We start from the raw sequence: 20,946 nt of genomic DNA on the forward strand, positions 1-20,946 counted from the left end.
GGCATCATCCACGACTTCGTCATGCTCAACGCCCTGCGCGAGACCCACGCCGCCGAAGCCGCCATCACCCTCGCCGTACGCACCCTGCACACCGCACTCCACACCGCCTGACGTCACTCCACTCGACGTCCGGCGGCATGTCGAGCGCGGCTCAGAAGGTCCGCAGACGGTACGAGCCGCCCAGCTCACGCACCTCCACGGAGCAGACCACGGGAGGGGTCGTGCCCACCCCCAGGTGCTTCTCCAGCAGCCGGAGCACGTCCTCGGACAGCCCGGCCTTGACCGTGTCGGGCCGCCCGGGGAGCAGCCCCACCTCCACGTGCACGAAGGCCGCCGCGTCGCCGTGCCGGTCCGCCACCCGGGCCCCCGCCGCCTGCCGGAACAGCATCTTGCAGGTGCCCGCCGAACCGCTCCCCTCCAGAACCGCCGGCTGCAGTTCGGCCGCGAGGACCCGCAGGTCGAAGGAGTCGGCGATCCGCGGGGAGTAGTCGACGGTGATGTGCGGCATGGGGACCCTGATCCTCTTGACCGGCGGGCTTCCTCGACCGTGTTCCGCTGTGACGGTCACCCCCGGCACGTCTCGTGTGCTCGTGTGCGGCGGAGTTAGTTGTATCAGCCGTCGATCTGCCGGGGAGCTGCCGGGGATCCTGCCGGGGATCCGCCGGAGGGGCCCGTCCGGTCAGGACATCCGGCGGGTCGTGGATCACGCGCTCGCCCCTTCGGCCGAGCGGCCGGTCGGCCGCTCGGCCGCTCGCGCGGCGCGCCTCGGCCCTGCGTGCGGGCGGCGGTGCAGGATCGGTGGGGCGTACGGCCCCGGACGGGGCCACGGCCCGGGACAGGGCCGTACACCCCCCCCGCTCACCACCTGCGAAGGCCCGGCGATGAGACTCTTCGACGCCCCGCTGTTCCCGTTGTCCCGGTCCGACGGCGGTCCGGGCGTCCGCCGGGTGGCGGTGTGACCGCCGCGCCGGACGGCGGCCGCTACGGCGAGGCCGTCTTCCGCCCCGAACAGGCCGGCGAGGACCGGCGCATCGACCTCGGCGCCCTCACCTACGACGACGTCACCATGGCACGGCTGCGGGCGCTCGGCGTCGGGCCGGGGTGGCGTTGCCTCGATGTGGGGGCCGGTACGGGCACCGTCTCCGGCCGGCTGCTGGACGAGGCCGGGGTGCGGAGCGTGCTCGCCGTGGACCGCGACGTACGGTTCCTCGCCGGGCGGCCCGGGCTCGACGTGCTGGAGGCCGACATCACCGCCGGCCTCACCGCCCCGGACCTCGTGCCCGGCCGGTTCCGGCTCGTCCACGCGCGCTTCGTGCTGATGCACCTGCCCGAGCACGAGCGCGTGATCTCGGCGCTGGCCGAACTCGTCGCGCCCGGCGGTGTGCTGGTGCTCGGCGACGCGGTCGACCTGACGAGTGACCGGACGCCCGACACGCCGTACACCACGGTGATGCGGGCCATGTGGCAGGGGTTGCGGGCCACCATCGGCACGGACGTGTCGTGGGTGCCGTCGTATCCGCAGCTGCTGCGCGGTGCGGGGCTCGGATCCGTGGCCGCCGAGATCCATGTGCCGCCGCTGCTGCCGGGCAGCCCCGTCAGCCGCTTCTGGGCGGACACCTGGGAACGGAGCCGGGCGGCGATGCTCGGCACCGGCCTGGTGGACGACGCGGCCGTGGACGCGGCGATCCGGTACCTGGCCTCCGAGGAATGTGCCGCGCTGTCGGCCGGCATGCTCACCGCCTGGGGCTGGAAGCCGGGCGAGGGCACCTCACCCTGAGCCGGGGCGCCCGGGTCAGGAGGCCGGGGCGGCGGCCCGGCGCCGGGTCTCCGCGAGGTGGAGGTCGACGTAGTTGGTGAGCGCCAGGGCGTCCCGGGGGTGGTCGGCCTGGAAGGTGACGCGGCGGAGCAGGCTGACGCCGTCGAGCGTGACGCCTTCACGGGCGAGGACGAAGACCAGGGCGAGGAAGGCGGAGCGGGCGTTCCCGTCGTCGAACGGGTGGAAGAAGCAGACGTCGAGGCAGGCGCGGGCGGCACGGGCCGCCAGCCGGAGCGGCACGTCGGCGTCCTCGGCACCTCCGGCGCTCCCGGCCCGCTCAGCACTGCCGGCACGCTCAGCACTCCCGGCCCGCTCAGCACTCCCGGCACGCTCAGCACTCCCGGCACGCTCGGCGCTCCCGGTATTACCGGCGCTCTCGGCCAGGCAGGCGTCGAGGCGGGCCCGGGTGTCCGGGGCGATGCCGTAGCGTTCCCGGCCCTGTTTGGCGAAGGCGGGCAGGGTGCGGAACGCGGGCGGTCGTGCGGTGCCCAGGACGTGCTGCTGCCAGCTCTGGAGCAGTGCGAAGTCGAGGGGCGCGCCGTGCGCAGCGTCGGCCCGGAGCCGTTCGAGGGCGGTGAGCAGTCCCTCGGCGCGGGCGGGGTCCAGGGCATGGTCGAAGACGCGGATGTCCTCGCCCGCGCCGTCGCGCACCGGTGTCACCGGTCCCTCCCCACCACGGTCGTAGGCCTCCTGCCAGGGCACGGTCTCGCGTACGGCGAGCCACCGCGCGAGGTGGTCGACGCCCGGACCGGCGGGCGGCCGCGGTGCGAGGGACTGCGGCAACGACCGCGCGAGCCGCTCGGCTATGTCGTCGACCAGTACGGTGTCGGGGCTGGTCCAGCTGCGGAACCGGCCGCCGACCGCCTCGTCGACGAGGTCGCGGGCGTGGCCCGGCGCGAATCCCCAGCGGTCGAGGAACAGGTGGAGCACCTGCTCGCAGTGCCCGTACCAGCCGCTGCCGCAGCCGGTGCGGTCGACCACCTGGAGGATCAGGTTGCGGGCGGCGCGTTCCCACAGGATGCGCTGGTCCTCGAGGCGTGCCGGATCCAGCGGGTACGCGTCGAACCGCCCGGCGAGACTCTCCAGCCATTCCCGCCACTCGCGCAGTGCGGCGACGACCCGGTCGAGTGTCTCCTCGGGGGTGGTGATCGAGTCCCGCGGGCAGCACCAGCTCCCGACGGGCCCGCCGTCGAGGTCGCCCTCGTCGTGCGCCCAGCGCCAGCCCACGGCCCAGCGGCCGTAACGCTCCATCAGGGCGTACGACATGGATCTCGCCCAGAGATCGCCCTCGCCGTGGCTCCAGGTGCTCATCGCCGGATCGACGACCGATACGACGGGAGGAATCGGGACACATCGGGCCGGACCGAGTGAGCGCACCTCCCGCGCCGCCGCCGCGTGGTCGAACGGATGACGGGCGGGGTCCACCTCATCCCAGGACAGATCGAACGGCCAGAGCACGGATCTCACCGGGCAAGCTTCCACGGCCGTCCGGCGACCGGGCAACCGAATTGCCCTCCGGCGCGCCGGACCGGTGTTCATGACCCCCGGAACGAGATGCCGCGATGCGTGCCCGCCGCAAGGACGGGGCGCTCGCGGCGAACTCCGGTCGCTGTCACGCCTGTATCGCAGCGGGTGCCCCGCCGGGCGTGCTGAGGGTGGACCTGGGCGACGACCACGGTCAGGCCGGCGAGTACGACCGCCGGCCCCGCCGTGCCGACCGCGAGCCCGGCCGCCTCCTGGGGCGCCCGGCCCTGGGCGCGTTCCTCCCGGTAGCGGGAGACGACGAACAGCGCGCAGTCGATGCCGACGGCGAGTCCCGGCGTCATCGCCAGGGCGCCGGTGCTGCTGGAACGCCGTTCCCCCTCAGCGCCAGCGGGATCAGGTGCCAGCCGATCCGCCCTGCCGCCGCTGACGGCCGCTCCCCGCTCCGCCGGGGAACCGTCTCCGGGGCGGAGTCCCCGGCGCCGTCCGAAACTGGCTGTGCGCGGACGCGGACGGCATCTGCGCAGAAGCGACACACAGGCTGCACACTGCCTGGCCAAAGGGTCGCTACCGTTCTGGCCATTCGATCCCACGTGCGATCGAGTTCAGGCCACGGCCCAGGTTGCCGCCGGCGCAGTCGAGTCAGGAAGACGCGGATGGACTACTGCTCCTCGTGCCGTCGGCACCTCAACGGCGCCTTGGCGTGCCCCGGTTGCGGCGCCTACGCCCCGGACATCGCCGCGCGCTCCGTCCCGGCACCGGCACCGGCCCACGCGGCGGCCTGGCAGTCGGCCCCGGCCGACACCGCGTGGTCCGACGACATCGCTTGGTCCGACGACCCCGCGCTGTCCGGTACGGACGCGTACGCCGATGAGGCCGCGGAGGACCTGTACGACGGCCCCGAAGGCCCGTACGACGGCCCCGACGCGGCACCGCCCGCCTCGCAGGGCCGGGCGGCCCGGCGCCGTCAGCGGGCCCGCTGGAAGAAGAACCAGCGGCGTGCCGTGGTGGCCACCGCGGTCGCCCTGGTCGGCGGCGGGCTGACCGTCGCCTCCATGGACCGGCAGGGCGGCGACCGGGCCCAGGCGGCCACGGCCCCCGACAACCGGCCCATGGGTCTCGCCGACGAGGCGGCCACGGACACCGGCCAGGCGGCGTCGGTGCCGACCGGCCGGCACCGGGCCCCGGACGCCGTGCCCTCCGCCCGCACGACGACCGCGAACGCCCCGCGGGAGCAGAGCACCGGCGTGCCCCGCGCAACGGCGACGCCCGGTCAGGACGCCGGCAGCTCGCCGGCCGGCACGGCGGCCTCGGCCGCCGCACAGCCGTACTCCGCCGCGGCGGTCTCCGGGACCACCACCGGCACGGCGGCCGAGCCGACGGCCACGCCCACCGCCACCACGACGACGTCCGCCGACACCGGCACGGGCACTGGCGCGAGCACCAGCACGGGCACCTCGTCGTCGGCGAGCCCCGCGCCGACCACGTCCCCGACCTCGCCGTCGCACCTCTGCCTGCTCGTGATCTGCCTCGGCTGACCGGCCGGGGCGCTGCCGCCCACGAAGGGGACCGCGCCCCGGCCGGTCCAGCCCTGACTCACCAGGCGAGCGGGCCGTTGACGTCGAAGTAGCCGCCGGTCGGTCCGTCCGGGCCGATCTGCGCCATCCTGACGATGATCTCGGCGCCCTGCTCCACGGTCTGGGTGCCCGTGTTGCCGTTCAGGTCCGTCTTGGTGAAGCCCGGCTCGACGGAGTTGATCCGCAGGGCCGGGAAGGCCTTGGCGAACTGCACGGTGAGCATGTTGACCGCGGTCTTGGACGTCGGGTAGGCGATGCCCGGGTAGAAGTGCGCGGGGTGGTCGGGGTCGGAGAGGGCCGTCAGCGAGGCGAGGCCGCTGCTGACGTTGACCACGACCGGTGCCGCCGAGCGCTCCAGCAGCGGCAGGAAGGCGTGCAGGACGCGGACGACACCGAAGACGTTCGTCTCGAAGGTGTTGCGCATCTGGTCGGCGGTCACGGTCCGGGCCGTGGGGACGCTGTTGTCCGCGTTCCGGCTCTCGATCCCGGCGTTGTTGACCAGGACGTCGAGGCCGCCGTCGGCCTCGATCCGCTGGGCCGCGGCCTCGACCGAGGCGTCGTCGGTGACGTCGAGCAGGACGAACCGGGCGCCCAGTTCCTCGGCGGCCCGGCGTCCGCGCTCGGCGTCCCGGGCCCCGATGTACACGGTGTGACCTGCGGCGATGAGCTGGCGGGCGGTTTCGCGACCGATGCCCTTGTTGGCTCCGGTGATCAGTGTTGTCGTCATGCCTCAAGACTGCTCCCGGGCCGCGGGAGCAGCCAGAAGACCCTTCTTCCTGGGACTGCGGGTACCACCGTCGCACCCCTCCGAAGTGATCACGCGGCCGTACCTTCGCCTTGACGCGTACCTGCGCGAGGCGGCGTGTGGCGAACGAGCGCAGTCGCTCCCACCTTCATCACCACGGAGGTTCTCCGACTTGTGGCGTGTCCTGCTGGCGGTCCCCGGCGAGCTCACCTGTATGTCGAACCGCCGGCTTGTGGCAGGGTCGACCGCATGCCGTGCCCCTTCTGCCGACTCATCCGCGAAGACAGTGCGCAGTGGGTGGCCCGTGAACCGTCCACCTGTGCTTTCACCCCGCTCGCCCCTCTTGCTCCCGGGCACACCCTGGTGGTGCCGACGGCTCATCACGCCGACGTCTTCGACACACCCGCCGAGGTACTGGCCGAGACGGTCGACCTGGTCCGGCGTCTGGCAAGGGCCATGCGCGTCGGTTTGAACGCGACGGGGGTGAACGTCCTCAACGCGAGCGGTCCCGGTTCCGAACAGTCGGTACGCCACCTGCACTTCCACGTCGTTCCTCGATGGCCCGACGATGGCATCTCCACCTGGCCGACCGGACAGTCGCAGCATCGATTCGCCGGCGACCCGGCCGTGCGACTCGCCGGGGCACTGTCCGCCGGTGAGCACCACAGAAGGTGAGCCAACCAGGCAGCCCGATCATGCACTATGGTCGCCTCGAACCTTCGTCCGACATGAGAAGACGTACCGGTGAACGCCAGGATCACCCGGATCCAGACCAAACTCGCCGTCCTGCAGGCAACGGAGCAGGCCGTACTCGGCCCCCCGCTCACCGAAGCACAGCTCTCGGATTTCGAGAACAGCCACGGGGTCCGGCTGCCCGAGGAGTTCCGCCAGTTCCTCACGCGGATCGGCCACGGCGGATATGGCCCCACCTATGGGCTGCTGACAATGGAGCAGTGGGTCAGCCGGGAGGCCGGCGTGGGGCAGCTCGCCGAGTCGTTCCCAGTCGTCCCCGACCGGGACATCTTCCAAGGCCGCGATGACCAGGGCGGGTTCACAGGCTCTTTTCCCGGCACCATCAGGGTCGTCCACCGAGGGTGCAGCGACTTCACGTTGCTTGTCGTCACAGGCCCCGGTCGCGGGCGCCTGGTCGAGGTCAACGGGGAGGGATTCTTCCCTCCCCGCTTTCACACCGACTCCGACTTCCTGTCCTGGTACGAGCGGTGGCTCGACTTCGTCCTGACCGGACACCGGGCTCTCACCTGGTTCGCCGATCAGATGTCCGGCGACGAGGCCCAGCTTGTGGCCACGCTCCTGGATGACGAACTCCCGGCAAGGCGGCGAGCCGCCGCCTGTACGTTCATCACCCACCCGGACCCGAGCGTCGACCTGCCCGGCACGCTGCTGCAGGCACTGACCACCGAGACTCACCCAGCCGTCCGGGAAACGATCCTCCGCGCCCTGGCCGCACAGGGGGAGCACGGCAGGGATCTACTCGCCACGGCACTCACCGATCCGGTCCCCGGCATCCGATCCCTCGCGGCCACCCTGATGACGACGCGCGTTCCGGAAGGCCGCCGGCTACCCGCCCAGCGACGCGAGGCCCTCAGCCGGCACCTGGCGAACGAGACGGACGACGCGGTGCGCGACTCCATTGAGAGAGCACTCTCAGCCTGACGTGGCCGCAGGGGGCGGGGCATCGGCTTCTGCCGAGGCTGGTGCGCCAACACCTGCCCGCCCTGTTCGCGGTGCTGGGAGTCAGCCTCAGTTCCCGCTTGGTGACGATGCGCAGCTGTTTTCAGATGACCAGGACCCGGCGCCCGCGGGTATGACCGGCCTGGCTGTCGATGTGCGCCGCCGCGGCCTCGGCGAGCGTGTACGACTTCTCGACCGGGATGTGGAGCTTTCCCCGGGAGATGAGGCCGACGGCTTCGGCGAGCGCTTCCGGCACGCTCCCTGCCACGCCGGAGAACCGGACACCGAGCTCCGGCGCACCGAGGTCGGCGATGGAGATCACCTTCTGCGGGTCCCCGGTCAGTTCGACGAGTTCGCGGATCACGCCCGAGCCGGCCAGGTCGAGGGCCGCATCGACATGGCCGAGCTGTCGCACCCGCTCGGCCCAGCCCTCGCCGTATGTCGTGGCGAGGGCGCCCAGGCTGCGCAGGTAGTCCTGGTTCGCGGCCCCAGCAGTCCCGATCGTCGTGATACCGCGGTCGCGGGCAATCTGCAGCACTGCCGATCCGACTCCCCCGGACGCGCCGCTGACCAGCAGCGTCTGCCCGGACCGCACACCGACCTCGCGGATGATCCGCAGCGCGGTCTCCACCACGGAGGGGTAGCCGGCCGCCTCTTCGAACGTCAGACCGTCGGGCATACGGGCCCAGGCCGACAGCACGGCGAACTCGGCATACGTGCTCGCGCCTTCGCCGAAGACGCGGTCGCCGACCTCGACCCCTTCGACGCCTTCACCGACCTCGTCGACCACCCCGGCGGCGTCCAGCCCGACTCCGGCGGGCAACTCGATCGGATGGGCCCCCAGGACCTGGCCTTCACGGAGTCTCCAGTCGACGGGGTTCACGCCTGCCGCCCGTACGGCGATGCGTATCCGGCCGGGTCCCGCATGGGGATCCTCGGCATCTACGAGGTGCAGAACGTCCGGACCGCCGAATTCGGCGAAGCCCACCTTCTTCATGCGGCGACCGTAACACTAACCGTTAGTATTTTGAATCGGTTACAGATTTGCACCTGATAGTGTGAGGGCATGACCGTGCCGACCGGACGCCGTGAGCGCAAGAAGGCCGCGACCCGCCAGAAGATCGCTGACGCCGCCCTGCGGCTCTTCCTGGAGCGCGGGTACGACGCGGTGGGCATCCGTGACGTGGCCGCCGAGGCAGACGTGGCCGTCACCACCCTCTTCACTCACTTCGCCTCGAAAGAGGCCCTGGTGTTCGAGCAGGACGAGGACTTCGAGCAGCGCCTCACGAGGGCGGTCACCGACCGGGCGCCGCACGAGCCGCTCATCCCCGCGCTGCGCCGCGAGATCCAGGCCTTGGTGCGGCACTGCACAGCGGAGGGCGCCGCCCCGATCTGGCGCATGATCGACGCATCACCCGCCCTGCGGGAGTACGAAGAGTCGATGCGGCTGCGCCACGCGGAGTCGCTGGCAACGACCATCGCTGCCGATCCGGACCTGTCGGTGACCCCGACGGCCTCCCGGGCGATCGCGAGGTTCGTGATCGATGCCTATGCGCTGGCCCGTGAGGCGACCGATCCGCAGGCCGCGGTGGGCGAGGTCTTTCAGATGATCGAGGCGGCCTGGGCCGTCGCCTGTCCCTCCGGAAACTCCACCGGCACGGCCAGACGGTAGTCAGGACTCGGCCCCGCCCCGTGCCAACAAGGGCAAAGGCGGTGCGGCGGACCCGGCAGCCTGGGACTACGGGTACCAGGCACGTCCGGGGCCGGCCGTGTTGACTGGGAGGCATGACGGCTACGGAACTCGGACGGGCGCTGCGGCGCTGGCGTGATCGCGTCGCGCCGGACGCGGCCGGGTTGCCGGCCGGGGGTCAGCGGCGCGCGGCGGGGTTGCGGCGCGAGGAGCTGGCGCTGCTGGCCGGGATCTCGGTGGACTACGTGACACGCCTCGAACAGGGCCGGGCGAGCAACCCGTCCGTGCAGGTGGTCGAGGCGCTGGCACGGGCGCTGCGGCTGTCCGCGGACGAGCGGACATACCTGTTCGGGCTGGCGGGGCTGGTGCCGCCGGGCCCGGACGTGGTGCCCGCCTACCTCACGCCCAGCGTCCAGCGGCTCCTCGACCGGCTGGCGGGCACGCCCGTCGCGGTGTCCGACGCCGCCCTGACCCTGCTGGTGACCAACCCGATGTACGCGGCGCTGATGGGCGATCCGTCCGGGCTGCGCGGCTTCGAGCGCAACGGCGTGTGGCGCAACTTCCTCGGCCGGCCGACCCGGGTGCGGCACACCCCCGAGGAGCGGCGGGCCTTCGAGGCCGGCATGGTCGCCGAGCTCCGCTCGACGGCCGCCCGCTATCCGGCCGACCGTCAGCTGCGGCGGATGATCGCCGAGTTGCGGGCGCAGAGCGGGCGGTTCGCCGAGCTGTGGGACGCGGGGGTGGTGGGCCGCCTCGAGGCGTCGCGGAAGACGGTCGTGCATCCGCAGGTGGGCGTTCTCACGCTGGACTGCGACCATCTCCGGGTCGAGGAGCACGACCTGCGCATCCTCGTGTACTCGGCCGAGCCGGGCACCGAGGCCGCCGAGAAGCTGGAGCTGATCTCGGTGCTCGGTACCCAGAGCCTGGCCGGAAAGCACTGACGGAGCGCCGCAGGGCCCCTGCGCGTCATGTCACGGCGTGCAGAGCTCCCTCAGCCGGTCCGCCGCGGCGTCGATCCTGCCCGGGTCGGGATCGGTGTCTCCGGCGAGGACGGCCTTGTCGTAGTCCCGGACCGCCTTGTCGAGGTCGTCGACCGCTCTGCCGACCTTCCCGTCGTCCGTCCTGTCCTTGATCCTGTCCAGGTCGTTCTCGAGGGTGGTGATGGATTCCGCGGTCCGCGCCGGGTCGTTGACCGCGTCGGCGGCCGCCCGGTCGACGGCCGTGATGCCGTCCGCGACCGAGTCGGCCTCGGTGAGGCAGTCCAGCGAGGCGCCGGAAGGGGTGCACGCGGTGGCGAGGGCTGTGGTCAGGGCGACGGCTGCTGCGGCGGTGGCGAGGGCTGTGGTACGTCGGCGTCGTTCGACGGCCATGGGGTCGGTCCCTTCTGGCGGCGGGAGCTCGGCGCTCCGGCGGTCTGTACCGACCACGATTCCGTCGGCCGCACCCGGTGACGAGGGAGCGGGCCCCCGGACCCGGGGTGCAGTCTGCTCCACCGTGTCCGGCCCGGGCGGGCCTGACCCATCCGGGTGGTTGCCGCGCGACGGCGTTTCCCCGCCCGGTGTGCGGGGAGGATCGTCGGGGTCCGCGACGTTCCGGGCCGTGGCAACGAGACGAGGGAAACACGCATGGCTCAGGGCAGCGTCAAGTGGTTCAACGCGGAGAAGGGGTTCGGGTTCATCGCGCAGGACGGCGGCGGTCCTGACGTGTTCGTGCACTACTCGGAGGTCCAGGGCAGCGGTTTCCGGAGCCTGGACGAGGGGCAGCGCGTCGAGTTCGAGGTCGGCCAGGGGACCAAGGGCCCGCAGGCGCAGCAGGTCCGGGCGGTCTAGGGGCTGTCAGGGACGCGCGGCGCGAGGCCGTCACCTCTCGGCGGCGGCCTTGCGGATCAGCGGCTCGAACTCCCGTCGCACGTAGACGTCGAACGGCGCCGACAGCGCGCCGTCGATCACGTGCCGCACCCGGTGCTCCGCCGCGAACTCCTTGATCGCGACGCGGGACTCGGGCCCCACTCCCCCGCCGATGATCAGCACTCCGAACTCCTCGGTCGCCAGGAGTTTCAGCGCCTCCTCGTCGGTGCTCACCCCTTCCGCGTCGAAGCCGTCCGCGTGCAGCGTGGCCAGGACCGCCGTCACCCTGGCGGGCGTCCGTCCGAGCACCAGTGTCCTCATGGTTGTTTCCTCTCCAGCCGGGCCGGCATCGACACCGCCAAAGCTAGAAACTCAACCGGACTTGAGGTCAACCCCGGCTTCCGGTCCACGCGGTGCCACCAGCAGAAACTTGCTTGACTCAAGCAAAACCCTTAGCTTCCTTTCATGTGGAAATCGGTTCGGCGCGCCTGGTGGGCCACGGTCCACCTCTTCCTGGCGGCCGCGATGGCGTTCGGAACGTGGATCTTCATCACCGTCCTGCTGATCACCGCGGTCGGCACGGTGGCGGTCGTCGGTGTCTGGCTGCTGCCCGAGACCGTGCTGCTGATCCGGCGGATCGCGGGGGCCAAGCGCAGCCTGACCGCCGCCCGGACCGGGGTGCGGATCCCCGAGGCCTACCGGCCCCTGACCGGGACGGTCCGCGAACGGGTGGTCACGGCGGTAAGGGACCCCGGCACCAGGACCGACGCGCGCTGGATGGCCGCCCACTGGTTCTACGGCGCGCTGCTCGCGCTCGCTCTGCCCCTGTGGCCGGTGGGCCTGGTCGTCGACGGCCTGTGGTGCGGGCTGCTGCGCCGCGAGGCGGTCGTCCTGCCGCTGATCGTGCGGCTCGCGGACCTGGAGGCCGACTGGTCGACCGCGCTGCTCAAACCGTCCCCGCAGGCACAGCTCACGGCCCGGGTCCGGGAACTGGCGGCGACCCGCGCCGGCGCCGTCGCCGCGCACGAGGCCGAACTGCGCCGGATCGAGCGCGACCTGCACGACGGCGCGCAGGCGCAGCTGGTGGCCCTGTCCGTGCGCATCGGGCTCGCGCGGCGTGCCTACGGCGGGGACCGCGACACCGGCCTCCGGCTCCTCGACGAGGCCCAGGAACAGGCCGAGAAGGCGCTGGCCGAACTGCGGCACGTCGTCCGCGCCATCCATCCGCCGGTCCTGAGCGACCGCGGTCTCACCGGCGCGGTACGGGCGCTGGCGGCGAGCTGGGGATCCCCCCGCTCGGGCGACGCCGGGAGCGGGGGCGGACTGCAGGTGACCGTGGACGACGGGGGCCTCGGCCAGGGCGTGCGGGCGCCCGCGGCGGTGGAGGCCGCCGCCTACTTCGCGGTGGCCGAGTCGCTGACCAACGTCGCCAAGTACAGCGGGGTGTCCCGGGCCGAGGTCCGCCTCGGCCGGGTCCGGCGCGGCCTGCGGGTCAGGGTCCGCGACGAGGGGTGCGGCGGCGCCGACGAGGCCGGCGGCTCGGGGCTGCTGGGCATGCGGCGGCGGGTCGCCGCGCTCGACGGAACCATGGAAGTGTCCAGCCCGGCCGGGGGGCCGACCGTGATCGATGTGGAGTTGCCGTGCGTGTGGTGATCGCCGAGGACAACGCCCTCCTGCGGGAGGGACTGGTCCTGCTGCTCGGCTCGGCCGGGCACGAGGTCGTGGCCGTCGCCGGGAGCGGGCCCGAGATCATGCCCGCCCTCCTGGAGCACCGCCCGGACATCGCCGTCCTCGACGTGCGGATGCCCCCGGACTTCCGGGACGAGGGGCTGCGGGCGGCGCTGGAGGCCCGGGAGCGGATCCCCGGGCTGCCGGTGCTGGTGCTCTCGCAGTACGTCGAGGAGTCGTACGCGAGTGAGCTGCTGGGCGGCGGCACCAGCGGGATCGGCTATCTGCTCAAGGACCGGGTCGGCCGGGTCGAAGAGTTCCTCGACGCGCTGGAACGGGTGGCCGCCGGCGGTACGGCGCTGGACCCCGAGGTGGTCGCCGAACTCCTCAGCCGCCGCCGGGACTCGCCGCTTGACTCGCTCACGCCCCGCGAGCGTGAGGTGCTGGGGCTGATGGCCGAGGGCCACGACAACGCGACGATCGCCGGCACCCTCGTCGTCACCGAACGCGCGGTTCACAAGCACATCGGCAACGTCTTCCTCAAGCTCGGCCTGCCGCCTGGCGACAGCGGCCACCGCCGGGTGCTGGCCGTCCTCGCCTACCTGGCCCACGCGCCACGGGTGTGAGCAGGGCCGGGCGGCGGGAGGGCCGCTCGGCAGCGACCCCCTGCGGTGCCCTCGCCGTACGGACGGCGAGGGCGCCGCAGGGGGTCGTCGCGGTACTCAGGACCAGGGCTGGTCGGCCGCCCTGACCCTGCCCGGCTTCGGCTTGCGGCGGCTCGCGAGCAGGCCGCCGGCGGCGCCCAGGGACACCAGGCCCATGCACGCGGCGCCCATGATCCCCTTCACCCCGTCCATGGCGACGTACAGGGCGACGGCGGTGGCTCCGTTGAACAGGAACAGGAACCAGAGTGTGCCCCGCCGTGCCAGGAACGCCTTGATCCTCGGCTTCTTCGCGATGCGCGAGCCCGTCAGGAGCGAGACGCCGATACCAACACAGGTGGCGACGTCCTTTTGGGTGCCGTCGAGGACGGCGCCGGAGGCGGAACTCGCCGCCAGTCCGCCGGCGAAGCACGACCACAGCAGCAGATCGGAGACGAACGCCTTCACACGGGCGAGCGGGTGCATGGAACTGTCCTTCGGTAGAGGGATGCGGCGGGACGGTGCGACCGGCGGGTCCGTTGTGACCTCGGCCGATCTCCCGCCTCCACGATCCCGGCGCCCGCTCACCGGCACGAGGAAGCCCACTCCCGGGTCCGTGGTGTAGGCCGCTTCACCACCGGCCGGCACCGGCGGCCCCGCCCGCACAGCGCAACCTGCTCGCGAGGAGCCTGCCGGGCCGGGTCAACTCACGGCGAAGTGATCAGCCAGCGCCGCCGCAGGGTGCCGGAAGAGGTCCCGCCGGGACCGGCCGAACTCCTCGGTCGCCGTGGCGGGTTGTCGGTGACCCAGTGCCAGGAAGGGGGCCAGGGCGTCGTCTGCACGTAGAGGCCGGTGCCACGGAAGTCCCTGACGTGCAGACCGGCCCGGATCCGGGCGGGGTGCGGCACACGCGGCGGCACGCCGGCCGCGCCGGCCCGTCCGGAAGATTTCTGCCGGCCCGGAGAACTGGTGGATCATGTCTGCTGCGGCCCGGGCCCGCTCTCAGGAGCGGGCCACCACCCGCAGGGTGCGAACCGACGGGTCCGACGCGTCGGGGATGAGGACGCCGTGGTCCACACCGGTGCGCAGGTAGTCGAGTACCTCCTCGGTGATCACCTCACCGGGCGCGACCGCGGGCACGCCCGGCGGGTAGGGGCTGATCATCTCGGCGGCGATGCGCCCTGCCGCCCGTTCCGCCGGAACGTGGTCGACCGGTGCGAAGAACGCGTCGCGCGGCAGCATCGCCTGTTCCAGCTCGAGGGCCCCGGGGCGAGGCAGGTGCACCGACGGCCGCCGTTCGAAGGACTCGGCCTCGTCGACGAGCGCGCGCAGGGAGTCCAGCAGGACCTTCTCGGTCTCGTCGTCGTCGGCGTGGGTGACGGAGGCGCTGATACGGCAGGTGTCGGAGCCTCCGACATCGACGTGCCGCTCGGCCCGCAGCCACTCGGCGGCCTGCATGCCGCTGATGCCCAGACCCCGTACGTCGATGACGAGCTTCAGCGGGTCGAAGGACGCGGCGTGCCCCTCCTCGACGACGTCCTGGCCCAGCAGCCGCACGCCGGGGAGCTCGGCGATCGTCTCGCGGATCCGGCCGGCGCGGTGCAGCGCCGCCTCCAGCAGCTCGTGCCCCTGCTCGGCCATCTGCCGTCGCCAGCCGTCGAGGGAGGCGTACACCAGAGAGGAGGCACTGGTGGTGCCGAGCAGGTCCTCGCGCTGCTTGAGGGCCTCGGGCGACACCCGGTCGTACTGGAGGTGGAAGACGGAACTCTGCTCGACGGCGCTGCCCATCTTGTGGACGCTGGTGACGACCAGATCCGCTTCGGCGTCCATGCCCCAGGGCGGCAGGTCGGGATGGAACGGCAGGTGGGCGCCCCACGCCTCGTCGACTATCAGCGGGACACCGAACTCGTGGCAGACGTGGGCCACGCCGCGGATGTCGGCGCACGTCCCCCACTCCGTGGGGGTGATCAGCAGCATCCCCTTGGCGTCCGGATGTTCACGCAGCCGGTCGCGTACGTCGTCGGGCTCCGGGGGATGGGCGAGATGCCGTTCGCCGTCGAACTTGGGGTGGACCCAGATCGGCTCGACACCGTTGACGATGACACCGGCGATCACGGACTTGTGGGCGTTGCGGGAAAGCAGCAGCTTCTCGCCGGGGCCGGCGACGGCGAGCATGGCGGTCTTGACCGACAGCGAGCTGCCGCAGGTGGAGAAGAACGTCTGCTCGGCGCCGACCGCGTCCGCCATCAGCTCCTGGGCGTGGCCGAGCACGTTCTGGGACTGCCGGCGGTCGTCCAGCCCGTTGAGGGAGAGGACGTCGGACCGGAACACGTCCATGCCGAGGATCTCGGCGACCCGCGGGTCCACGCCACGGCCCTGCTTGTGGCCGGGCGGTCCGAAGGGCACGTCTCCACGGCGCCGGAACTCCGCCAGCGCCTCCAGTACGGGGGCTCGCGAGTGGTCCATCCTTCCTCCTCAAGCCATGTCACGCCGTGTCGCGCTCATCAGGGTGCGTCCGGGCCGTGGGCCACGGGCCCGACGGGTACCCCTGGCACCAGACCTGCAACCAGCGGAAAAGCCGGTCCGGCGGACGGGCGGACCTCAGCGCCGGCCGGCGCCGGCCGACCCGTGCGCCTGCCACGCCGACTCGCGCAGCCTCACGTCGCCGAGGATGTCCGCGGCCGTGCAGGCCAGTGCCTCCGTGGCCGCGAGGAGGACGTCCCGGGCCCGCGCGGACGCCGCGGCGAGGGCGAACTCGGGGGTGTGGTCGGAGCCGCTCTCGTCCGTGATCGCTACGAAGGGGTGGATGGCCGGAACCCGTCCGCTGACGTTCCCGATGTCGGACGAGCCCAGGTACACGCCGGGCTCGGGCGGTGTCAGGGCGATGCCCCCCGCCCTGGCCAGGTGCACCGCGAAGCGGTCGGAGAGGGGCCGGCTGTCGCGGAAGTGCTCGTAGCGGACCGTGGCCCGTTCGACGGTGACGGTCGTGCCGGTGGCCCGGGCCACGCCGGTGGCGCAGGTGCCGAGCTGCTCGGCCAGGCCGTCCAGCGCCGTGGTGGTGGCGGCGCGGAGCCCGAACAGGCCCTCCGCGTAGGCGGGGACGAGGTTCGTGGCCGTGCCGCCCTGCGTGACGATGCCCTGGATGTGGGAGGCCTCCGGCAGCCGGCGCCCCAGCGCGGACAGCACGTTGAACAACTCGATGAGGGCCGCCAGGGCGTCGATGCCCTCCTCGGGGTTGCCCGTGGGGTGGGCGGCCCGTCCGTGGAAGCCGACCCGGTACTGCTCCTGGGCCGTGAGGGGCGCGTGTACCCAGTCGTGGACGCCCGGGTGGAACATGAGCGCGGCGTCGACGTCGTCGAACACCCCGGCCTCGGCCTCCAGGGCCTTCCCGCCGCCGCCCTCCTCGGCCGGGGTGCCCACGGCCAGTACCGATCCCTCCTCGACGGGCAGCGCGGCGCGGGCGGCGAGCGCCGCTCCCAGGCCGGCGGCGGCGATCAGGTTGTGGCCGCAGGCATGCCCCAGCCCGGGCAGGGCGTCGTACTCCAGCAGCAGCGCGACCGCCGGCCGGCCCTCCCCCGCGCGGGCCACGAACGCCGTGGGCAGGCCCGCGGTGCCCTGCTGCACCCGGAAACCCGCGTGCTGCAGTTCACCGCTCAGCAGGGCGGCGGCGCGCCGTTCGGCGAAGGCGAGTTCCGGATCACCGTGCAGCGTCGTCGCCACCCGCCACAAGTCATCGGCCCGGCCGATGACTTCAGCGTGGATGCGCCGGTACACGGCGTCAGCTGTCCGGGTCACGAATCCTCCGCGGTCCGCGAGTCGGGATCGCCTTCTCGGCGCCCTCGGGCATCCGGGTTCCGCCGTACGCGCGGACCACACTCCGGCCTCGCAGCCAGTCGTTGCGGCGAAAGGCCCGGCACAGGTGCTCGGCCACGGAGCCTCCACGAAACCCGCTGGCGGAACCACGGCAGCCGCTGCTACGTTTCCGGAGGCCGTGCAAGAGAGCGAGGAGGTGGTACCCGTGAACGTATCGACATGGGTGCTCCCCTCCGGGGTCACGGTCGGGCGATAGGTCGTCCGGGAGCGCCGTTCCATGGCACTCCCGAAAGGCACGACCATGCGATTCACTTCTGAACGGCGTCTCGACGACGCTGTCCTCGAGCGCGAATTCACCCTCGGCGAGATCCCAGGCATCCTGTGGACGCCCGGATCCGCATCCACCTCCGCACCGGCGCCGCTGATCCTGCTCGGCCCCCCTCCTCTCGGGCTGCGCAAGACGTACCCCCGACTGGTGGCCCGAGCCCGGCACTCCGCGGCGGAAGGCTTCGCCACGGCCACCATCGAGCTCCCCGGAAGCGGCGACCGGCCCCGCCTGCCCGCCGCCGAGCAGGCCCGCGCCGGCCTGCGCCGGGCTATGGAGGCCGGCGAGCCGGTCAGCGACGAGACAATCGACGCCCTCGTCCTCCCCCTGGTCGACCACGCCGTCCCGGAATGGCAGGCCGTCTTGGACGCCCTCCTGCCGCTGCCCGAGATCGGCGGCCCGGTCGGGTACTCGGGGGGAGTGATCTCCATCGGGACCCGGCTGGCGGTGGTCGAGCCGCGCATCTCGGCTGCTGTTCTGTTCGCCGGGAGTTTCGTCCCTCGCGCCATCTTCGAGGAGGCCCGCCAGGTCACCATTCCTCTGCACGTCCTGCTGCAGTGGGACGACGAAGGCAACGACCGGCAGGCGGCCCTGGACCTGTTCGACGCCTTCGGCTCCGAGGAGAAGACGCTGCACGCCAATATGGGCGGGCACACCGGCGTCCCGCAGTTCGCCGGGGACGCCGCGGCCCAGTTCTTCACCCGACACCTGAAGTGACGCCGGGCCGTCAGACCCCCAGCAGACGGTACCCGTGGGCCGGTTGGCCCACGGGTGGGTGCCCCGCCCCGCGTCGGCGTTCGACGTCGTCAGATACGACTGGACCGCTTCCAGTACCGCCCGCGGCTTCTGCGTGTGGCCGCGCTGTCGAGGCAGGCCAGGTCGGGGTGCGCGGTGACGATGGGGAACTGCTCCCGCATCTCGCGCTGCCAGGCCACCTCGGCCCGCTCCTCCCCGAAGCCGCGATGCGCGACGCTCATTCCCGTATCAGCGGCGCGCCCGCGTCCCGCCAGGCGATGACGCCGCCGGGAGGCTGCGCACGTCGGGGTGGCCCATCCGGGTCAGCAGCGCTGCGAAGGCCGATCGCCGGGTATGGGGTGGATATTCGGGATATTCGTTACGAGTATCGCCCGACCAGGTCTTTCGTCGATGGCGCTCACGTCACTCGCTCGCCCTGTGGAGCCCGGCCTGGCCTGGTGCCACCACATGAGCCGGATCGTTTCTCGCCTCTGCATCGCCAGGCTGACGTGTCTCGCATCCGCCTCAAGATCACTCGCGGTGCCGACCCCGAACTGCGACCGGCCGACGCCACCAGAAGTCATTCGCGGGCATCCGCTCCACTCGGCGTGACCTTCGCTGCTGCAAGGTCGATACTGCCGACAGCAGGATGACAACCGCACCCGCCACCGATCACCCACGGATACCTGACACCTCATCAGGAAAGTCGGCATCGAGTCAGCATCTGGACCGCCAGGACCCGCTTGCAGCCGCCACCAACGGCCAAGATCGCACATCGGCTTCACCCGTCCTGACCAGCAATGACTCACGTCAGAGGCCCATCTGCTAACATCGCCAGGAGGCACCCATGAAGATGCTGATCAACGTCCCGGAGACCGTGGTGGCGGACGCGCTGCGGGGCATGGCGGCGGCGCATCCCGACCTCGCCGTGGACGTGGAGAACCGGGTGATCGTACGGCGGGACGCACCCGTCGCGGGGCAGGTCGCGCTGGTCTCGGGCGGCGGTTCCGGCCACGAGCCGCTGCACGGTGGGTTCGTGGGCCCCGGGATGCTGTCGGCGGCCTGTCCGGGCGAGGTGTTCACGTCCCCCGTCCCCGACCAGATGGCCCGGGCCGCCGCGGCCGTGGACAGCGGCGCCGGTGTGCTGTTCATCGTGAAGAACTACACCGGTGACGTGCTCAACTTCGACATGGCCGCCGAACTCGCCGAGGACGAGGGCATCCAGGTGGCGAAGGTGCTCGTCAACGACGACGTGGCCGTCACCGACAGTCTCTACACTGCGGGCCGGCGCGGCACCGGCGCCACCCTGTTCGTCGAGAAGATCGCCGGTGCGGCCGCCGCCGAGGGGCAGCCGCTGGAGCGGGTGGAGGCCGTCGGGCGCAGGGTGAACGAGAACTCCCGCAGCTTCGGTGTCGCGCTGAGCGCCGTCACCACCCCGGCCAAGGGCACCCCGACCTTCGATCTGCCGCCGGGCGAGCTGGAGTTGGGCATCGGTATCCACGGCGAGCCGGGCCGGGAGCGGCGCGCCATGATGACGTCCGGCGAGATCGCCGACTTCGCGGTCAACGCCGTCCTGGAGGACATGCCCCCGCGCGACCCGGTCCTCGTCCTGGTCAACGGCATGGGCGCGACCCCGCTCCTCGAGCTGTACGGGTTCAACGCCGAGGTGCAGCGGGTGCTCGCCGAGCGCGGGGTGAGCGTGGCCCGCACACTGGTCGGCAACTACGTCACCTCTCTGGACATGGCCGGTGCCTCGGTCACGCTCTGCCAGGTCGACGAGGAACTGCTGCGGCTGTGGGACGCGCCGGTGCGGACACCGGCCCTGCGCTGGGGCATGTGAGGAAGGCACGACACCGACCGGCACCGACCCGCGTCCGTACCGCTACGCAAGGAGATCCAGTGCTCGACGCCGACTTCTTCCGCCGCTGGATGGCGGCGACCGCCGCCTCCGTCGACCGCGAGGCGGAGCGGCTCACCGCCCTCGACTCGCCCATCGGGGACGCCGACCACGGCAGCAACCTCCAGCGCGGGTTCAAGGCGGTGACCGCCGCGCTGGAGAAGGACGCGCCCGCCACCCCGGGCGCCGTCCTGACGCTCGCCGGACGGCAGCTGATCTCCACGGTGGGCGGCGCCTCCGGGCCGCTGTACGGCACGCTGCTGCGCAGCACCGGCAAGGCGCTCGGCGACGCGGCCGAGGTCAGTGAGGCCCAGCTGGCCGAGGCGCTGCGGGCCGGGGTGGACAAGGTCATGGCGCTCGGCGGGGCCGCGCCCGGGGACAAGACGATGATCGACGCCCTGGTGCCGGCGGTCGACGCGCTCGGCGACGGCTTCGGTGCGGCGCGGGCCGCCGCCGAGCAGGGCGCCGAGGCGACGATCCCGCTGCAGGCCCGCAAGGGCCGGGCGAGCTACCTCGGTGAGCGCAGCATCGGCCACCAGGACCCGGGGGCCACCTCGTCGGCGCTGCTCGTCGCGGGACTCGCGGAGGCGGCCGGTGAGTGACGGCGAGCTGGTCGGGATCGTACTCGTGTCGCACAGCGCGGAGGTCGCGGCGTCCGTCGCGGAGCTGGCCAAGGGGCTGGCGGGCGGTGCCGCGGCGGTGCCGGTCGCCCCGGCGGGCGGCACCGAGGGCGGCGGCCTCGGCACCAGCGCCGAGCTGATCGCCGCCGCTGCCGCGTCCGTGGACCGGGGGGCGGGGGTCGCCGTCCTCACCGACCTGGGCAGCGCGGTGCTCACGGTCAAGGCGCTGCTCGCCGAGGGCGACGAACTCCCGGACGGCACCCGCCTGGTGGACGCGCCGTTCGTCGAGGGCGCGGTGGCCGCGGTGGTCACGGCGAGCACCGGGGCGGGCCTCGACGCCGTGGAGGCGGCGGCAGCCGAGGCGTACACCTACCGGAAGGTCTGAGCGCACGCAGGTC

Annotated in this window: 22 protein-coding genes and 3 pseudogenes; 14 read left to right on the top strand and 11 right to left on the bottom strand. The window is 72.5% G+C overall.

Annotated features, from left to right (window positions below; all coding sequences use genetic code 11):
• A pseudogene (locus ACZ63F_RS23965) lies at positions 1–111 on the top strand (esterase); the annotation flags it as partial.
• A 40-nt stretch (positions 112–151) separates the two neighbouring features.
• On the opposite strand, the gene ACZ63F_RS23970 reads toward ACZ63F_RS23965, so the two are convergent.
• Entirely contained in the window at positions 152–508 is a 357-nt protein-coding gene (locus tag ACZ63F_RS23970; protein WP_469713586.1) for a 5-carboxymethyl-2-hydroxymuconate Delta-isomerase, read from the bottom strand.
• A gap of 447 nt (positions 509–955) precedes the next feature.
• On the opposite strand from ACZ63F_RS23970, the gene ACZ63F_RS23975 reads away from it, so the two are divergent.
• Entirely contained in the window at positions 956–1,777 is an 822-nt protein-coding gene (locus ACZ63F_RS23975) for a class I SAM-dependent methyltransferase (RefSeq protein ID WP_469713587.1), read from the top strand.
• Between the two features lie 15 nt (positions 1,778–1,792).
• On the opposite strand, the gene ACZ63F_RS23980 is transcribed toward ACZ63F_RS23975, so the two are convergent.
• On the bottom strand, positions 1,793–3,241 hold the full coding sequence (locus ACZ63F_RS23980) for a Fic family protein (RefSeq protein WP_469713966.1): 1,449 nt from the start codon (positions 3,239–3,241) through the stop codon (positions 1,793–1,795).
• A gap of 239 nt (positions 3,242–3,480) precedes the next feature.
• Positions 3,481–3,666: pseudogene (locus ACZ63F_RS23985) on the bottom strand (MMPL family transporter); the annotation flags it as partial.
• Positions 3,667–3,954: 288 nt separating this feature from the next.
• Between ACZ63F_RS23985 and ACZ63F_RS23990 the strand changes: the two are divergent.
• Entirely contained in the window at positions 3,955–4,836 is an 882-nt protein-coding gene (locus ACZ63F_RS23990; RefSeq protein ID WP_469713588.1) for an SCO2400 family protein, read from the top strand.
• Between the two features lie 58 nt (positions 4,837–4,894).
• Here ACZ63F_RS23990 and ACZ63F_RS23995 read toward each other — a convergent pair whose 3' ends face one another.
• Positions 4,895–5,602, bottom strand: a complete 708-nt coding sequence (locus ACZ63F_RS23995) for an SDR family oxidoreductase (RefSeq protein ID WP_469713590.1) — start codon at positions 5,600–5,602, stop codon at positions 4,895–4,897.
• A 267-nt stretch (positions 5,603–5,869) separates the two neighbouring features.
• On the opposite strand from ACZ63F_RS23995, the gene ACZ63F_RS24000 reads away from it, so the two are divergent.
• Positions 5,870–6,295 carry an HIT family protein gene (locus ACZ63F_RS24000; protein WP_469713591.1) on the top strand — a complete coding sequence of 142 codons (426 nt, stop codon included), beginning with the start codon at positions 5,870–5,872 and terminating at the stop codon, positions 6,293–6,295.
• A gap of 69 nt (positions 6,296–6,364) precedes the next feature.
• Positions 6,365–7,294: an SMI1/KNR4 family protein gene (locus tag ACZ63F_RS24005; RefSeq protein WP_469713593.1), complete on the top strand. Its 930-nt coding sequence runs from the start codon at positions 6,365–6,367 to the stop codon at positions 7,292–7,294.
• Positions 7,295–7,415: 121 nt separating this feature from the next.
• Here the strand turns inward: ACZ63F_RS24005 and ACZ63F_RS24010 are convergent, their stop codons facing one another.
• Entirely contained in the window at positions 7,416–8,309 is an 894-nt protein-coding gene (locus ACZ63F_RS24010; RefSeq protein ID WP_469713594.1) for an NADP-dependent oxidoreductase, read from the bottom strand.
• A 69-nt stretch (positions 8,310–8,378) separates the two neighbouring features.
• Here ACZ63F_RS24010 and ACZ63F_RS24015 point away from each other — a divergent pair, with 69 nt between their 5' ends.
• A complete protein-coding gene (locus ACZ63F_RS24015; RefSeq protein WP_469713595.1) occupies positions 8,379–8,984 on the top strand; it encodes a TetR/AcrR family transcriptional regulator in 606 nt (201 codons plus the stop codon).
• 113 nt (positions 8,985–9,097) lie between these two features.
• Positions 9,098–9,943, top strand: a complete 846-nt coding sequence (locus ACZ63F_RS24020) for a helix-turn-helix domain-containing protein (RefSeq protein ID WP_469713596.1) — start codon at positions 9,098–9,100, stop codon at positions 9,941–9,943.
• Positions 9,944–9,973: 30 nt separating this feature from the next.
• Here ACZ63F_RS24020 and ACZ63F_RS24025 read toward each other — a convergent pair whose 3' ends face one another.
• Positions 9,974–10,372 (bottom strand): hypothetical protein, encoded by a 399-nt coding sequence (locus ACZ63F_RS24025; protein ID WP_469713598.1) that lies wholly within the window; start codon positions 10,370–10,372, stop codon positions 9,974–9,976.
• A gap of 255 nt (positions 10,373–10,627) precedes the next feature.
• Between ACZ63F_RS24025 and ACZ63F_RS24030 the strand changes: the two genes are divergently transcribed.
• Positions 10,628–10,831 (top strand): cold-shock protein, encoded by a 204-nt coding sequence (locus tag ACZ63F_RS24030; RefSeq protein WP_469713599.1) that lies wholly within the window; start codon positions 10,628–10,630, stop codon positions 10,829–10,831.
• Between the two features lie 30 nt (positions 10,832–10,861).
• Here the strand turns inward: ACZ63F_RS24030 and ACZ63F_RS24035 are convergent, their stop codons facing one another.
• Positions 10,862–11,170, bottom strand: a complete 309-nt coding sequence (locus ACZ63F_RS24035; protein ID WP_469713601.1) for a hypothetical protein — start codon at positions 11,168–11,170, stop codon at positions 10,862–10,864.
• Between the two features lie 144 nt (positions 11,171–11,314).
• On the opposite strand from ACZ63F_RS24035, the gene ACZ63F_RS24040 reads away from it, so the two are divergent.
• The gene (locus tag ACZ63F_RS24040) at positions 11,315–12,502 is read left to right on the top strand and encodes a sensor histidine kinase (RefSeq protein ID WP_469713602.1); all 1,188 of its coding nucleotides are present in this window, start codon (positions 11,315–11,317) and stop codon (positions 12,500–12,502) included.
• The gene (locus tag ACZ63F_RS24045; protein ID WP_469713604.1) at positions 12,490–13,143 is read left to right on the top strand and encodes a response regulator; all 654 of its coding nucleotides are present in this window, start codon (positions 12,490–12,492) and stop codon (positions 13,141–13,143) included. Before ACZ63F_RS24040 ends, ACZ63F_RS24045 begins: the two co-directional genes overlap by 13 nt.
• Positions 13,144–13,239: 96 nt before the next feature.
• On the opposite strand, the gene ACZ63F_RS24050 is transcribed toward ACZ63F_RS24045, so the two are convergent.
• From ACZ63F_RS24050 to ACZ63F_RS24060, 3 genes are all read right to left on the bottom strand, one after another.
• Positions 13,240–13,644 carry a hypothetical protein gene (locus tag ACZ63F_RS24050; RefSeq protein WP_469713606.1) on the bottom strand — a complete coding sequence of 135 codons (405 nt, stop codon included), beginning with the start codon at positions 13,642–13,644 and terminating at the stop codon, positions 13,240–13,242.
• 516 nt (positions 13,645–14,160) lie between these two features.
• Positions 14,161–15,624 carry an aminotransferase class I/II-fold pyridoxal phosphate-dependent enzyme gene (locus tag ACZ63F_RS24055; protein WP_469713607.1) on the bottom strand — a complete coding sequence of 488 codons (1,464 nt, stop codon included), beginning with the start codon at positions 15,622–15,624 and terminating at the stop codon, positions 14,161–14,163.
• Between the two features lie 135 nt (positions 15,625–15,759).
• Positions 15,760–16,953: an amidohydrolase gene (locus ACZ63F_RS24060; RefSeq protein WP_469713608.1), complete on the bottom strand. Its 1,194-nt coding sequence runs from the start codon at positions 16,951–16,953 to the stop codon at positions 15,760–15,762.
• Positions 16,954–17,272: 319 nt separating this feature from the next.
• Here ACZ63F_RS24060 and ACZ63F_RS24065 point away from each other — a divergent pair, with 319 nt between their 5' ends.
• Positions 17,273–18,013 carry a dienelactone hydrolase family protein gene (locus ACZ63F_RS24065; RefSeq protein WP_469713609.1) on the top strand — a complete coding sequence of 247 codons (741 nt, stop codon included), beginning with the start codon at positions 17,273–17,275 and terminating at the stop codon, positions 18,011–18,013.
• A 24-nt stretch (positions 18,014–18,037) separates the two neighbouring features.
• On the opposite strand, the pseudogene ACZ63F_RS24070 reads toward ACZ63F_RS24065, so the two are convergent.
• A pseudogene (locus tag ACZ63F_RS24070) lies at positions 18,038–18,273 on the bottom strand (aminotransferase class V-fold PLP-dependent enzyme); the annotation flags it as partial.
• A gap of 605 nt (positions 18,274–18,878) precedes the next feature.
• Between ACZ63F_RS24070 and dhaK the strand changes: the two are divergent.
• The 3 genes from dhaK to ACZ63F_RS24085 are packed head-to-tail and all read left to right on the top strand — an operon-like array spanning position 18,879 to position 20,933.
• Positions 18,879–19,871: a dihydroxyacetone kinase subunit DhaK gene (dhaK, locus tag ACZ63F_RS24075; RefSeq protein ID WP_469713610.1), complete on the top strand. Its 993-nt coding sequence runs from the start codon at positions 18,879–18,881 to the stop codon at positions 19,869–19,871.
• A gap of 59 nt (positions 19,872–19,930) precedes the next feature.
• Positions 19,931–20,530, top strand: a complete 600-nt coding sequence (gene dhaL, locus ACZ63F_RS24080; RefSeq protein WP_457687166.1) for a dihydroxyacetone kinase subunit DhaL — start codon at positions 19,931–19,933, stop codon at positions 20,528–20,530.
• A complete protein-coding gene (locus ACZ63F_RS24085; protein WP_382718618.1) occupies positions 20,523–20,933 on the top strand; it encodes a PTS-dependent dihydroxyacetone kinase phosphotransferase subunit DhaM in 411 nt (136 codons plus the stop codon). Before dhaL ends, ACZ63F_RS24085 begins: the two co-directional genes overlap by 8 nt.
• The last annotated feature ends 13 nt before the right edge of the window (positions 20,934–20,946 follow it).

The sequence above is a fragment of the Streptomyces sp. NPDC104761 genome (assembly GCF_055583445.1).